17 protein-coding genes, 1 other RNA gene and 1 pseudogene are annotated in these 14,675 nt (G+C 28.8%); 8 read left to right on the forward strand and 11 right to left on the reverse strand.

Annotation, left to right across the window (positions count from 1 at the left end; translation table 11 throughout):
• Nucleotides 1-5 precede the first annotated feature (5 nt).
• The 3 genes from rnr to ssrA all read left to right on the forward strand — a co-directional run bounded on the left by rnr (nt 6) and on the right by ssrA (nt 3,328).
• Complete coding sequence (gene rnr / locus AC2FB1_RS05900; RefSeq protein ID WP_490674358.1) at nt 6-2,384, forward strand: ribonuclease R; 2,379 nt, start codon at nt 6-8, stop codon at nt 2,382-2,384.
• Between the two features lie 24 nt (nt 2,385-2,408).
• On the forward strand, nt 2,409-2,879 hold the full coding sequence (smpB, locus tag AC2FB1_RS05905; protein WP_490674359.1) for an SsrA-binding protein SmpB: 471 nt from the start codon (nt 2,409-2,411) through the stop codon (nt 2,877-2,879).
• 87 nt (nt 2,880-2,966) lie between these two features.
• Nucleotides 2,967-3,328, forward strand: a transfer-messenger RNA (tmRNA) gene (gene ssrA / locus AC2FB1_RS05910).
• Nucleotides 3,329-3,623: 295 nt separating this feature from the next.
• Here ssrA and AC2FB1_RS05915 read toward each other — a convergent pair.
• Nucleotides 3,624-3,905 (reverse strand): annotated as a pseudogene (locus tag AC2FB1_RS05915) (tyrosine-type recombinase/integrase); the annotation flags it as partial.
• Nucleotides 3,906-4,189: 284 nt separating this feature from the next.
• Between AC2FB1_RS05915 and AC2FB1_RS05920 the strand changes: the two are divergent.
• The 3 genes from AC2FB1_RS05920 to AC2FB1_RS05930 all read left to right on the forward strand — a co-directional run bounded on the left by AC2FB1_RS05920 (nt 4,190) and on the right by AC2FB1_RS05930 (nt 8,056).
• Nucleotides 4,190-4,378, forward strand: a complete 189-nt coding sequence (locus AC2FB1_RS05920) for a hypothetical protein (RefSeq protein ID WP_490674360.1) — start codon at nt 4,190-4,192, stop codon at nt 4,376-4,378.
• Nucleotides 4,379-4,764: 386 nt separating this feature from the next.
• Nucleotides 4,765-5,265: a MepB family protein gene (locus AC2FB1_RS05925; protein ID WP_490674361.1), complete on the forward strand. Its 501-nt coding sequence runs from the start codon at nt 4,765-4,767 to the stop codon at nt 5,263-5,265.
• A gap of 1,846 nt (nt 5,266-7,111) precedes the next feature.
• On the forward strand, nt 7,112-8,056 hold the full coding sequence (locus AC2FB1_RS05930; protein ID WP_490674362.1) for a cation diffusion facilitator family transporter: 945 nt from the start codon (nt 7,112-7,114) through the stop codon (nt 8,054-8,056).
• A gap of 52 nt (nt 8,057-8,108) precedes the next feature.
• On the opposite strand, the gene AC2FB1_RS05935 is transcribed toward AC2FB1_RS05930, so the two are convergent.
• The 8 genes from AC2FB1_RS05935 to tsaA form a co-directional block, all read right to left on the reverse strand.
• Nucleotides 8,109-8,285, reverse strand: coding sequence for a hypothetical protein (locus AC2FB1_RS05935; RefSeq protein WP_490674363.1), 177 nt, complete (start codon nt 8,283-8,285; stop codon nt 8,109-8,111).
• Nucleotides 8,286-8,461: 176 nt separating this feature from the next.
• On the reverse strand, nt 8,462-9,196 hold the full coding sequence (locus AC2FB1_RS05940) for a hypothetical protein (protein ID WP_490674364.1): 735 nt from the start codon (nt 9,194-9,196) through the stop codon (nt 8,462-8,464).
• A 132-nt stretch (nt 9,197-9,328) separates the two neighbouring features.
• The gene (locus tag AC2FB1_RS05945) at nt 9,329-9,556 is read right to left on the reverse strand and encodes a hypothetical protein (RefSeq protein WP_490674365.1); all 228 of its coding nucleotides are present in this window, start codon (nt 9,554-9,556) and stop codon (nt 9,329-9,331) included.
• 164 nt (nt 9,557-9,720) lie between these two features.
• On the reverse strand, nt 9,721-10,005 hold the full coding sequence (locus AC2FB1_RS05950; protein WP_490674366.1) for a hypothetical protein: 285 nt from the start codon (nt 10,003-10,005) through the stop codon (nt 9,721-9,723).
• Between the two features lie 76 nt (nt 10,006-10,081).
• The gene (locus tag AC2FB1_RS05955; protein ID WP_490674367.1) at nt 10,082-10,828 is read right to left on the reverse strand and encodes a poly-gamma-glutamate hydrolase family protein; all 747 of its coding nucleotides are present in this window, start codon (nt 10,826-10,828) and stop codon (nt 10,082-10,084) included.
• A gap of 73 nt (nt 10,829-10,901) precedes the next feature.
• The gene (gene lnsA, locus AC2FB1_RS05960) at nt 10,902-11,483 is read right to left on the reverse strand and encodes a lipoprotein N-acylation protein LnsA (protein ID WP_490674368.1); all 582 of its coding nucleotides are present in this window, start codon (nt 11,481-11,483) and stop codon (nt 10,902-10,904) included.
• A gap of 84 nt (nt 11,484-11,567) precedes the next feature.
• Nucleotides 11,568-11,756, reverse strand: coding sequence for a type II toxin-antitoxin system toxin TsaT (tsaT, locus tag AC2FB1_RS05965; protein ID WP_490674369.1), 189 nt, complete (start codon nt 11,754-11,756; stop codon nt 11,568-11,570).
• A gap of 22 nt (nt 11,757-11,778) precedes the next feature.
• Nucleotides 11,779-12,036: a type II toxin-antitoxin system antitoxin TsaA gene (tsaA, locus tag AC2FB1_RS05970; protein WP_490674370.1), complete on the reverse strand. Its 258-nt coding sequence runs from the start codon at nt 12,034-12,036 to the stop codon at nt 11,779-11,781.
• 407 nt (nt 12,037-12,443) lie between these two features.
• Between tsaA and AC2FB1_RS05975 the strand changes: the two genes are divergently transcribed.
• Complete coding sequence (locus AC2FB1_RS05975) at nt 12,444-12,647, forward strand: sterile alpha motif-like domain-containing protein (protein ID WP_490674371.1); 204 nt, start codon at nt 12,444-12,446, stop codon at nt 12,645-12,647.
• On the opposite strand, the gene AC2FB1_RS05980 is transcribed toward AC2FB1_RS05975, so the two are convergent.
• Nucleotides 12,639-12,881 carry a hypothetical protein gene (locus AC2FB1_RS05980; RefSeq protein WP_490674372.1) on the reverse strand — a complete coding sequence of 81 codons (243 nt, stop codon included), beginning with the start codon at nt 12,879-12,881 and terminating at the stop codon, nt 12,639-12,641. The genes AC2FB1_RS05975 and AC2FB1_RS05980 overlap by 9 nt on opposite strands.
• A 196-nt stretch (nt 12,882-13,077) precedes the next feature.
• Between AC2FB1_RS05980 and AC2FB1_RS05985 the strand changes: the two genes are divergently transcribed.
• Entirely contained in the window at nt 13,078-13,677 is a 600-nt protein-coding gene (locus AC2FB1_RS05985; RefSeq protein ID WP_490674373.1) for a histidine phosphatase family protein, read from the forward strand.
• Nucleotides 13,678-13,691: 14 nt separating this feature from the next.
• Here the strand turns inward: AC2FB1_RS05985 and AC2FB1_RS05990 are convergent, their stop codons facing one another.
• Nucleotides 13,692-14,183: a GNAT family N-acetyltransferase gene (locus AC2FB1_RS05990; protein ID WP_490674374.1), complete on the reverse strand. Its 492-nt coding sequence runs from the start codon at nt 14,181-14,183 to the stop codon at nt 13,692-13,694.
• Between the last annotated feature and the right edge of the window lie 492 nt (nt 14,184-14,675).

Here is a 14,675-nt window from a genome sequence, read left to right on the forward strand (position 1 = left end):
GCATGATGAATTTAAAGCAATCCATTGAAGAAATTGTAAAACAACCTGATTATGAACCAATGTCTGTATCAGATTTTCAAGATGCTTTAGGTCTTAATAGTGCCGACTCATTTAGAGAATTAATAAAGGTGCTCGTTGAACTTGAACAAGCAGGATTGGTAGAGCGAACAAAAACAGATCGCTATCAACGTAAAGTATCAAATAAGAATTTAAGTTCAAAATTAATAAAGGGTACCTTAAGTCAAAATAAAAAAGGTTTTGCTTTTTTACGCCCAGAAAATGAAGAACTGGAAGACATTTTCATTCCACCCACAAAGATTAATCGTGCTTTAGATGGAGACACAGTAATAGTTGAATTACAAAAATCTAGAGGGGAGCATCGTGGAAAAGTTGAAGGTGAAGTAAAATCTATAGAAAAACACTCTGTAACACAAGTTGTAGGTACCTATAGTGAAGCAAAACATTTTGGTTTTGTCATTCCTGACGATAAACGTATTATGCAAGATATATTTATACCTAAAGGACAGAGTCTTGGTGCCGTAGATGGTCATAAAGTACTTGTACAAATTACAAAATATGCTGATGGTACAGATAATCCGGAAGGACATGTTTCTGCTATTCTAGGCCACAAAAATGATCCAGGTGTAGATATTCTTTCAATTATTTATCAACATGGAATCGAAATTGAATTTCCTGATGAGGTATTAAAAGAAGCTGAAGCAGTACCTGAGGAAATAAAACCTGAAGAAATTAAAGGGCGAAGAGATTTAAGAAATGAGCTTACCATTACAATAGATGGTGCAGATGCTAAAGATTTAGACGATGCAATTAGTGTTAAACGTCTAGATAACGGTCATACGGAACTTACAGTAAGTATTGCAGACGTAAGTTATTATGTAAAAGAAGGCTCTGCGTTAGATAAAGAATCCTATGATAGAGCAACGAGTGTCTACTTAGTAGACCGTGTTATTCCAATGATTCCACATCGCTTAAGTAATGGTATCTGTTCATTAAATCCAGAAGTAGACCGTTTAACATTAAGCTGTCGCATGGAAATTAATGAGCGTGGCGAAGTGGTGAATCATGAAATATTTGATAGTGTTATTCATTCAAATTATCGTATGACGTATGATGCAGTGAATCAAATTATTACCGAAAAAAATCCAGAAGTACGGAAACAATACAGTGAAATTGTACCAATGTTAGATTTAGCACAAGACTTATCTAATCGACTTATCCAAATGCGTAAACGTCGTGGCGAAATTGATTTCGACATTAGTGAAGCTAAAGTATTGGTCAATCAAGAAGGTATACCTACAGACGTAGTATTGCGAGAACGTGGTGATGGAGAGCGTTTAATTGAATCATTTATGTTAGCTGCCAATGAGACGGTTGCTGAACATTTTAACAAATTGGAAGTACCATTTATTTATCGTGTTCATGAACAACCAAAATCAGATCGATTACGTCAATTCTTCGACTTTATTACCAATTTTGGTATTATGGTTAAAGGAACAGGTGAAGATATTCATCCTTCAACATTACAATCTATACAAGAAGAAGTTGAAGGTCGTTCTGAGCAAATGGTTATTTCAACAATGATGTTACGTTCAATGCAACAAGCACATTATGATGATACGAATTTAGGTCATTTTGGTTTATCAGCAGAATATTATACACATTTTACTTCACCGATTCGTCGTTATCCTGACTTAACAGTCCATCGCTTAATTCGCAAGTATCTTATCGATCACTCTATGAATCATAAAGAAATGCATAAATGGGAAGAAATATTGCCAGAATTAGCAGAACATACATCTCAACGTGAACGTCGTGCAATTGAAGCAGAAAGAGATACGGATGAGTTGAAGAAAGCTGAATATATGATTCAGCATATTGGTGATGAATTTGAAGGTATTGTGAGCTCTGTTGCCAATTTTGGTATGTTCGTAGAATTACCTAATACTGTAGAAGGTATGGTTCATATTTCTAATATGACAGATGATTATTATCAATTTGATGAACGACAAATGGCATTGATTGGTGAACGACATGCTAAAGTGTTTAGAATTGGTGATGAAGTAAAAGTTAAAGTGACGCATGTAGACGTAGATGAACGTATGATAGATTTCCAAATTGTTGGTATGCCATCACCTAAAAATGATAAATCACAGCGTCCTGCTCGTGGTAAAACAATTCAAGCTAAAACACGTGGTAAATCTCTAGACAAATCTAAAGATCATCATCATAAAAATAAAAAGAAAAAGCGTAAACAACGTAAGGGTAAAAATCAACGTCAACGTGATAAGCAAAACTCATCCAAGCATAAACCTTTTTATAAGGATAAAAATATTAAGAAAAAAGCACGTCGTAAGAAAAAATAATCAGCAAAGAGGTGACATACATTTATGGCTAAGAAAAAAACAAAATCACCAGGTACGTTGGCTGAAAACCGTAAAGCAAGACATGATTATAATATTGAGGATACTATTGAAGCAGGTATTGTGCTTCAAGGTACGGAAATTAAATCGATTCGACGTGGTAGTGCGAACTTAAAAGACAGTTATGCACAAGTAAAGCGTGGAGAAATATATATTAATAATATGCATATTGCTCCATATGAGGAAGGAAATCGTTTTAATCATGATCCATTACGATCAAGAAAGCTATTATTGCATAAAAGAGAGATTATCAAATTAGGTGAACGTACAAGAGAAATTGGATATTCTATTATTCCTTTGAAACTGTATTTAAAACATGGACAATGTAAAGTTTTATTAGGTGTAGCTCGTGGTAAAAAATTACATGATAAACGTCAGGCATTGAAAGATAAAGCAATGAAACGAGACGTTGATCGTGCAATGAAAGCCCGTTATTAAGCACAATTGTTGCTTAATCGGGCTCTATTTGATATGATAAGTAAAGTTGATTAAATTAAACTATCTTGTATTATTTTATTATATTGTGGGGGCGTTTTTGGATTCGACAGGGGTCCCCCGAGCTTATTAAGCGTGTCGGAGGGTTGTCTCCGTCATCAACACATTCGGTTAAATATAACTGACAAATCAAACAATAATTTAGCAGTAGCTGCGTAATAGCACTCTGCATCGCCTAACAGCATTTCCTATGTGCTGTTAACGCGATTCAACCCTAATAGGATATGCTAAACACTGCCGTTTGAAGTCTGTTTAGATGAAATTCAATCAAACTAGCATATTGTTGGTTGTCTGTTGCTTACCAATATGCGAAATTAATCAATAGACTACACACGTAGAAAAATTTGTATCAGGACCTCTGGACGCGGGTTCGAATCCCGCCGCCTCCATCTCATAGCTTGTAACCCTATTGGTTGCAGGCTTTTTATTTTTATTGCCCCAATATAGCCCCAAATATGCCCCAATGTATAAAATTATTTCATTTTCATCGTTATGAATTTGGGAAATTATATCGCGAATTTTCTCATCTTCAATATAAGTATTTTCAATTTCATTGTATTTAAAATATACTAACTGTCTATTTGTTGATTGATCTATAATTATTATGTCTTTTCCTAAATAATTACACTCTATTTCATAATCTGTTTTATTAATAATATTCCAATTAAAAATTTCCATTTCATCACCTCATAAATATTTTACAATTTCTTTTTGTGTACTAGGATATAAATGTCCATAACGTGTGCTTACTTTTTCAATAGATGAATGACCTAATCTTTGTGCAATAACCATTAAACTAGTACCGTTATTAATCAAAAGTGACGCATGACTATGACAGATTTCATGAATTACAATTCTAGGAAAATCATCAGGAAGTAATTTGTACTCATTAATAAACCAACGATCAATTTTATTTTCACTAAATGCTTTAAAAAACGTACCCAATAGCACGTAACTATCTTTATATATATATTATATCCTTTTATTTAGGAATAATTAAAGTATCAGTATTTTGTAAGACCTTTTATTCTGTATTTAGTATTAAATAAGAGTTTAATTTGTGAGTATCTAGAGTAAAGGATATGTTTTTCTAATTTTTAAATTTAACTTTCATTTGCGTTTTAAGAGTCGTTATATAAAAATTATATATGAAATCCTCTAAGTGCTATAAAAAGTGCCTTAAAATTGTAAATAAGTGTATTTAAAAATTAAATAGTTCTTGTAATAAAGTTTGCTAAAAAGGAGTGAAATAAGTGGATAAGATTAATTACTTTTTAAAAGCATTAGTATTAGCAATCATGCTTCGTTGTACAATGAATTATTTGCTCCCAACCCCTGAAAAGTTATCTTTTAAACTGTTAGATGGACTTATCTTTGGTGTGTTAGTGTGTCTTTTAATTAATTGGTTTATTGGTATTTTTAAGAAATCTTCACAAAAATAGACCATGCATTTATGCCGAGAAAATTTATTAATGTTAAGAAGAACTATTTAAAAAAAGGAGCTTTAAATATTTTGGAGTTTTTGTACGTTTGTAAAAAAGCCATAGATATTCTAGTTGCTGTAGCAACAGTTTTTGAAGAAAAAACAGCTAAATTGTTAGCTAAAATCACAAAGAAAGAGAAAAAATAGAATACGGCATTTATGTCGAGAAATTTATTGGTGCTGAGAAGAATTTTTAACTAAATTTACAGACGTATATTGAATAGCATGCACTATACGACAATTCGTTTATTTTGGTTTAATAAGGCTTCAGAGACTCAAAATTAATAAAGAATATGGAATAAAGCAATGTTGATTTATGATTTTTTGAGTAGAAGGGAGTTTTTTATGAATAGTAATTATATTTCTATCGCTTTTTTGAATGAAATACCGTTGTTTGATCGTAACTTTTCTTTGATAAAACATGAATTTGAACAATGGAATCAAGAGTATGAGGCATTTAATTTTGAGTTCAATGGAGTTGAATTTAAAAGTAGATTGGCTAAAAAAACGCCTAAAAAAGTTGGTTATTTTGTCGCGTTTTGGTGTAAGAATGAGATTAATAAAAATAGACCTTTTAATTTTAATGAATCAAAAGATAAGTTAATTATTAATATTTTAGATGGATCTAAAAAAGGTCAATTTATTTTTCCTAAAGATTTATTGGTTAAAAAGGGGATTATTAGCTCTGAAAAGTATAAAGGGAAAATGGCTATTCGTGTTTATCCTAGCTGGGAACAGAATTTGAATAAAACAGCTGTTAGTACTCAAAAATGGCAAATTCCGTATTTTTTAGATTTTAGTAATGGGTTTGACCAGAGAAAAATTAAAGAATTATATTTAGGTTGATTTTGGTTTTAGAAACGAGTTGAAAACGATTTTCTTCTTGTCTTGATACTATATAGAAATAATGCAAAGATGAAAAATAATGTAAGTATGACGTGGGAAATTTTCATTTATAAAAAGTAAACGTTTTCTATTTGCATTCAGAGCCGTTTATAAGATAATCTAAATAGCTACTGAAATTTACTACTCAAAATGAGTATCCTTTAAAATGACTGTATCCGTTGGGTGCAGTCTTTTTATTTATAACTTGTCAAAACTTTATATTTTACAGACTAATAAAAAATAGCAATAGTACTCAAAAGTACGTTTGTAAATATTTTTGGGTTGCCTCAAATTAGGGCCACCTTTTAATATTCTCATATTTGAATATACTGGTTTAACCAGTCCAAATGTGGACTAGTTAAATGCGTCCATATATGGACGTATTAGCTATTTCTCTTAATATCCCCAAATTTGAGGATATTAACTTTTACTCGGCTCAAATGTGAGATTAGTAATTAATACAAATGCTTGATGCACTAAGTCAGTGCATTAGAAAACGAAATTGTCCGTTATCTAAGTTAGAAAATCCGATTGTGGCATGTCTGTATAGTTACAATGGATACGTAGTTTTATATAGCTTATCTATGTACCTATATTGAGTATGTAGCGTTTAATAAATCTTACAGTTCAAATCTGAATAATGAAAGTCTTAAAATACAAATAGTAAAATGATATGTTAATGTGAAATTAAAAAGGAGTACTGATAATGGTGAAAGCTTTAATGTTAATAATAACTATTGTTTGTATGGCTTATATTGTGTATAACTTCATTTTTGTTACCGTACTTTATGATCTAAAAAAGAAATAGCTGCTTACTACTCCAATAGTAAACAGCATAATTAGTAAGAAATACAAATGAAATTAATAGTTTTGGACTATTATGAGTTTTAGCTTACCTACTCCAATAGGTAAGCTTTTTATTACAGTTTAATACTAAGTTAAGTATATGTATGTGTCAATCTTCAGTTGAATATAATATTTCTATTACTCATCATAATCTAATGACGGATAAGGAAGTAGAGATATGGAACGAACTAAACGCAGCAGAAAGGGTAGGCATTATCTTACCATTCAATTTAATGTTAGTAAGAAATAACGTATATAGAAGAATAGTACCATCTGTGAAGTTAAATGATGATAGGATATTGATTTATAATTAAAAAAGTTGAATAGTGGTATTAGTAAAGTAGAGATATTAAAGGAGATATGTCTATGGAACTGATAGGAAAATTAGTAAACTTTATTATGAGTACTATTTCTAATTGGATAGGAAGTAACGAATTGATAAGAGATATTTTCAAAATTAAAGATAATAAAAACGATAAATAATGAAATAGTTCAAACGTCACTTATTGAGTGGCGTTTTTTTATTTTTAGTCGCTGAGAGACGCACTGTGTTGCATTGAGACATGAATAACTATATTCAAGAAATCACAAAATATTTAATGTAGTAACGGCATATAACTTGATTATTCAAACACATAAAAAATGTTAATAAATTAAAGAATAATAAATATATTAGACTAACGTCAGATTTAAGTCAGTTAGTCTAAGACAAAATAGAAATAACGAACTTTTATGGTTGGTTAATCAACTGTGGTGATTAAATGTAATGAAATTTTATATTTACATTTATGTGATAAATAATTTCGCCTCAAATATACAATGTTTTTAAATTTCTAAATTTCAATTGTTTATTGTAATAACATTAAAACGTTGATATATTAATGCTTGTAAGGTTTTTTTAATATGTATTAGGGTAATTTTAAAGAAATGGATTATAATTTAAATTTTTTGGAGAGAAGTAATGAACAATCAATCAAAATATTTTCATCATGTAGAGCATAGGAAATTTCAAAGTAGTTCAAGAGCAACGCTTTGGTCTTCTTTGATTATTACGCTGATTTTTACAATGGTGGAGTTTGTAGGTGGATTATATGCTAACTCCCTTGCTTTATTATCAGATTCATTCCATATGTTAAGTGATGTATTGGCGCTAGGATTGTCTATGCTTGCTATTTATTTCGCAAGTAAATCTCCTACGAAACATTATACGTATGGATTTTTAAGGTTAGAGATTATTGTAGCTTTCTTAAATGGTTTGGCATTAATTGTTATTTCGCTAGGTATCATGTATGAAGGGATTTTGAGAATCATACATCCTGAATCGGTAGCAAGTGGTGTAATGATATTTGTGGCTGTATTAGGTCTTATTGTAAATGTCATTTTAACGCTTATTTTATTCAGATCTTTAAAAAAAGAAGATAATGTGAATATTCAAAGTGCATTGTGGCATTTTTTGGGTGATTTATTAAATTCAATTGGCGTTATCGTCGCAGTAGTACTTATCCATTTTACTGGATGGGCAATTATTGATCCAATCATTAGTATCGTCATTTCTCTTATTATTTTAAATGGTGGTTATAAAATAATTAAAAATGCTTGGAAAGTATTAATGGAACGTATTCCTGATGGATATGATTCAGATGAAATTATTAATGCAATGAAAAGCGTTGAGGGTGTTATAGATGTACATGAATTTCATTTATGGAGCATCACTACAAACCATAGTTCATTAAGTGCTCATGTTGTCTTAAGTGATGAATATACTAAATGGCCGTATTCAACAATTAATAAAGTTTCTGAATTGTTGAAAGAAAAATATAATTTAGAACATGTTACACTACAAATTGAAAATATTCATCTTAATCATTTAGATGAAGATTACTTTAAACAATATGAAGAAGAATAATAAATAAGGAGTAGAAGCGGATGAATAGTAATAGCGCTTCTACTCCTTATTTTTAATGTTTATTCATTTTTTTACTATCTACGCGATCAGAATTGCCTTTAGATTTATGTGCATTTGGATTATTTTTTTTATGTGCACTTTTGTTTACATCTTTGGTTATATTGTTATTATGGCTACATGCACCTAATACTAGAAAGCTTGAAAGCGTTAATAAGGCTAATTTTTTCATCGTCTCATCCCTTTGTTTTTAAGTTGTGTTGTAATTTAGTATGGCACATTGAATGTAATATTCAATAAATATTTGTCAATTTTAAAAAGATGTCGAAAATAAAAGAACTTGCGATATAGTTTAATATACTCTCTTTAAAGTAGACATTAAAAAAATGAAAACTTTGAAGGGAGTGTTTATGACTCATTGTTTGTTTGGCTAGTATCATTATCAGTGCCATCATTTTGTATATTTTGAGTGGTATTTGATGTACTGTTTTGATTTACATCGTCAAAATTGTCTTCTGTGGTATAAGATTCATTTGCTTTATTATATTGATTTCTATATTGACTATTCTGTGTTTGTGTAGAGTTTGTTTGTTGTGAATCATTATTTGATGAATTCGTGTGATGCTGAGATGTGTCATGTTGTTGTATAGGTGTTTCTTGCTGTCGCTGTGCAGAAGTTTGATTGTTTGTAGTAGCATTATTTTGCGATGTATTTTGTTCAGTAGATGGATTTTCTTGTTGTGTTGGTTGTTGTGTATTTAATGATTCTGATGACTGAATTGAATTTTCTTCTGTAGTTGTTGTACTTTCTTGAGGAGAAGGTGTGTCTTGAGTAGACTCATTTGATTTATCCTTATTATCTTTTTTAGAATCTTTTTCTTCTTTACTACTTTTTTCTTTATTTGTTTTATCATCTTTAGGTTCTTCTTTTTTTGTAGGAATTATATCACTTTTAGAGGGATTATTACTCTCAATGACTTTGTGAATACCCAATGCAAGCATACTTAATAAGATAATAATAATAGCCATAGCAAGCATTTTTAAGTAATTTTTATTCTTAAAAATTGCAATAATACCAAAAACAATCAATATACATGCGATTAAAAATAAAGTAATGCTCAGATAGAATATAACTTTATCCATAATTGACCTCCATAATTACAACATATCAATCAAATTTTACTATAATTGTTACATAATAATTATTAATATATATTTAACATTTTATTATTTTTTTAAAACATTTTGGTTAACAAAATTATTCATATACTAGCGTTATTCATTTGATTTATTGTAAATATTAAGTTCTTCATTTTTGAAAGAGATTGAAATATATAAATTATCATCATATGTATCAATAGGAATAGAAGATGTATCCAGTTTAAACTCTGATAAAATTTTAAATGATCCATTACTTAAAGGTTCAACTATAGAAACATCATTTTCGTTTTGCTGTATAAGTAGATTTCTATTTGTCATATTATTTATTTTCCAATTATTCATGCTAAATCACCTTCTACTAAAAATAAAAAGCCTGAGACATACTTATACATATGTTGCAGGCTTTAAAAGTCATACTAATAGTTAAATAAATATATATTACTATTTATTTAAAACTTTTAAGCAAAATATCCTTGAATAGGAATAGATTGAAAAGACTAAATATTTTAATTAAAGCTTTGTTCAATTTCTGTAAAAGCTTTATTTGTAACTTTAATATTATCAATTCTATCAGACATAATCTCTCCATCTAGATAACCGTGATCAATAAGAACTTTGCAATTTTCTAAAAAATCGCTATATTTTCTATCGCAAAAATAGTCATCTTGAGCTGTAATACTATCTTTGAAATGATTTGCTTCTTCTTCTGTTTGACCACTATTTGAACGTTCCATATATAGTTTGTAAAACTTTGCTACTGTATATTTTTGTTCTTTAGTTAATTCGTCCATAAAAACTCCTCCTAAACTCATTGGTTATATATACCCAATTTTACTTAATTAAAAAACTAAAAAATCTATATTACATTTATTGAGCATTTTTAATACCTTGATTTACTGCTTCAGCAAATTTATAAAATGTTCTCGTATAATTTTTGGGAGATTGTCTAGTGTTTTTATTCAAGTTGTTATGTTTAAAAAACAAGGCTCGTTGGCGGTTTGTCAATTCTAATTGCACTCCTGTATCTTCTTTATCCCTATTAATAATATTATGATCGGAGAGGGCTTCAATTCCTTTAGGTGTTTTTTGTACTGTAAATCCGTTATGAGATAGTGAATGGCGTATTGCTTGAACTAATTTTTTATCTTTACCACCTACGTAAACAATGGGGTCATTGCCTGCATATCCATGAATAGATATTGTTTTTGACGAATGGTTAAGCATATCTAATAATTGAGGTTCATCAAAAACAGTAGAAGTAATATGAAGTTGAGAATTATTATCTGAGCGAAGGCCTTCGAATGTATAAAAATTATAGTGACCAATGTTTGATATACGACGAGCGATTTCAGTGGTTCCAGGTTCAATACTTCCACCATGAATAGCTGTAATTAAGATATCGCTATGGTTACGATGTTTTGTAATTATTTTCCAATCTTTATTCCTTATTGTATGTTGTTTTAAATCATTAAAGTTAGAATAGTAATCTAAGGATTTGTTTTGTTTTGATTCTAGATGTTTATAAAAATAAAGAAAGAGAAGAATAAATAATATAATAATAAGAGTTAAAAACATATAATAAAAAAATGAATAATGTATTTTTTTGTTTTTCATAAAATAAGTTGTTCCTTTGAATATCATTAATGTGTATGTGAAAAATAAAGTGTTATGCTATAGTCTTGGACTATTAGTATTTTTTTACTAGATGAAGGCGATAGTCATTATTAAAGTTATCAACTAAAGCATATGGAGAGATAATCAGTAAACCATGATCATTTATTGTATCTTTACTAACACCATATTTGTATGCTTGATAAATAATTTTAGTACAATATGTAAAACGTTCACTTTTTAAGTTAAGTGTAACTAAATAAGTTGTATCACTATCTTTATAATGTGCTTTTGCCCAATCAGCCGCTTTTTGGCCTGCATTAGGGTATTCACAACGATATATTTTAATCCAATCATTTTTTTCACTACCAAATCGTTGTTTAAACGACTCAAAAGATTCAGTAATAGGTTTATCACCAGGACCTTCAATTTGTAGAACAGTATTATGATCTAAAGCAATACTTGAATGACCAAAGAAACCAAACAATACTGGGCCTTTTGTCAGAATAATGTCACCAGGTTGTAATTTGAAATCATTTGTTTTTTCTGAAGGTGAAGAAATGGAACTTATAGATGCATAAGTATGAGAAGGGAATACGAAAAATAGTATTGAAATAAAAATAAAAAATTTAAAACTCTTTGATTGAACAGTATTCAATGTATATCTCCTTAATCTTGTTATAGAGAAAATATAAAAAAAGAACAAAATATGATTTTATTTTGTTCTTTTAAAACCTATTAATTATAAAATACCAAATATTAGTACATATATTAATAAAGCAAAACCAAAAATATAGAAGACGACTGTAAAGCCTAAATATGATTCTTTTCGTTCTTCTTTTTTAGATTTTAGCAATAAGCCCAATATAATCGAAGCTGCAACAACAAAGATGACACCTAGCCAAAGTAAAATCGTTAAATGTGTACTCATTTGTAAGCCTCCCACATTTTAATTAAAAAAAGTTATATATCAATGGATATATATAATATAAAAAAATAATTAGATTAGTCAAAAAAATTATTTCGTTTATAAGGTTTTTATCCAAAATAGCGACAATTAAACTAAATAAAATAGTAAAACCGCATATAATTAAACCAGGTATGAGCCAGAAATAATCATCTAACTTAGGAAAATAGGTGACAATAATATTAAAACCTAGAAATAAAATGGTAATAATAATATTAATCCAAAATAATTTATTGATATTCATAGGTAGTTGTCACCTCAATAAAATGATGTCTTTTGTATCATCATATCACTTCTTTAAAAGAAAGGTAAAACTTTAATTCTTATTGAAAGAAATATTTCGAAAATTTATATAATAATAATAAAACTGTCGATTAAACAGAAATGTACTAATCGGCAGTGATAAATCTATATAATAATACTAATAAGACTATCAATTAAAAGAGGAAAATCAAAAAGGAAATAAAAGGGTATAAAAAATTCGAAAAATTTTCACATTTACAGAAAATTAATATCTATATAGAATGTTTATAGTGAATAATTAAAAATAACATGGTTTAATTGGTTTAATAGAATCAAATAAAGATAATTCATTCAAAAACAACATGATGATAAGAGATACTAAAGTGTTGTAATGTGAGGAGGAAAAGAGTGACATTTTATGATTTTGTTATTGGATTTATTAATGATGATACGCCACTAGGAAGTTTAGCAAACTATATTGTAAATGATCATAAATTCCCCAAAAATGAACGCAACAATAAAAAAATTAGAGCATATGTTATGTCAAATTACGTTGACCACCAACTTATCGAAAGTGCTAATCGAGCAATTAGTCTTTACAAATTAATTTGAATAAGAATAGTACCAATTTTGTTGATTTAAAGCATTCCATATATCTTTAGTTTTAAAGTTTAATTCATTATCTCTAACTGAAAAAGGTTCTATAATTTCTCTATCTAACCACGAATGGATAAGTTCACTAGGAACTCCATCAAGTAACATTTCTGATTTACTTATTACAAAACATTCCCAATCTAATGAGAGCTTATTAGGATTGACATAATTACAATGATTATGATCATTCATAATGAACGCTCCTTTTTTTATAAAACTTATAATTAATTATACCCAGCACATTGAAAATAAAACGTGTATTAATTAGTTTTTTACTTTTAATTATTTTAAAGAATAAAAAAACTAAGGTATACTATGTGTGGATTATAAAGTGGTGTAAAAGAAAATCGCCTATATTTTTTTAAAAGAATATATTGAGGTGAAAATAATGAGTAAAATACTTTATTTAATGAGACATGGACAAACTATGTTTAATTTAAGAGGAAAAGTTCAAGGCGCGAGTGATTCTCCGCTTACACAATTAGGGATAACTCAAGCGAAGGAAGCAGGAAATTATTTTAAACAGAATCATATTATTTTTGACGAAGCATTTTCATCTAGTTCGGAACGAGCATGTGATACGTTAGAAAATGTTTTACCTGATAAAGCATATCAACGTAATAAAGGATTAAAAGAATGGAGTTTTGGGCTATTTGAAGGAGATAGTGTTCAATTATTGGACGCAGTTTGGGATAAAAATGATATTTTTGGAAATAGACTATTTCCTTTCGGAGGAGAAACAAAAAATGAAGTTGAACATCGTATCGTTACGACAATGAGCAATCTAGTAGAATCCTCTGAAGGAACAACATTATTAGCGGTAAGTCATGGTACAGCTATTCAGGTTTTTTTAAGAAAATGGATAGGTGATGATATGGCAAATCAATATATCATTGGAAATTGTTGTATTTTAAAATTCATTTACACAGATGGTGAATTTAAATTTATCGATATGGTTGATCCTACCATAGAAGATGACAATAAATAAAAAATTGGAACTATCTATTTAATATCATAAAGTAGCCAATGAACATCAAAGTAAGTATCATCTATTTTAAATGAGTTTTTTTCAATTCCTAAAGTTTCAAAACCAAAGGCAGTGAAAAAAATCTTTGTACCAATATGATTTGACGGGATACAAGTCATTAGTTTTTCAATATGACGAGACTGTGCATAATTAATTACTTCACAGATTAAATTTTGTACAGTAATCTCGTCTTTTTTGTTTTTTAGAAAGAGATTTTCCAACATTGCTTTATGTCGCGTGCCAATTTGGTTGAGTTGTCGCAATGTAACACCAACTACAAGTTCCCCGTCTTTAAAAGCGCCAAAAATATTACAATAGACTTCTTCTTTAGATAAAATTTGTTTTAAGTAATTGTGAGAAACATGTTGAAGATAAAGTTTATCCCATGAATATGTATGTGAATGGTTTGATAATAAAGTAATATATTGATTTAAATCGTTGTTAGTAAGAATTCTAATTTCTAACATCATACCCACCTCAAATTATCAATAGTATTTAACAAGCTATTTAAATAAATAAATGAATTTAACTGTAAATATAAATATTTTATAAAATTTATTTAATGACTATAATTATAGAATAGACTATTTTCTATAATTATACAAAAAGTGTGGGAATGAATATATAGAAGCTAAATGTTGTAATACCTCGTTATCCTTAAATAAATTATGAGATAGTATTAGGAAGTCGGATAGAATTCATTTTAAATTCGTCATACTCCACCATCTCCCGATTTCAACTTGTGTTGAACGTAGACTTTCTTTATGTAAATCTTCTATGTTTTGGATACGGATCTTGTATTGAAATATCTTGATATAGATTCATTTTCATTTCAGTCAGTAATTGCTGACATATTAAAAACATCCTAAGACAACTTATCATGTGGACTGACCCCAATTAGTGGGAATGATATAAAAACACTTTCGTTGAATTCATATTAAAATGAATCATGCGGAGGT

This window comes from Staphylococcus sp. CoH_129_LAB_1, from assembly GCF_058191515.1.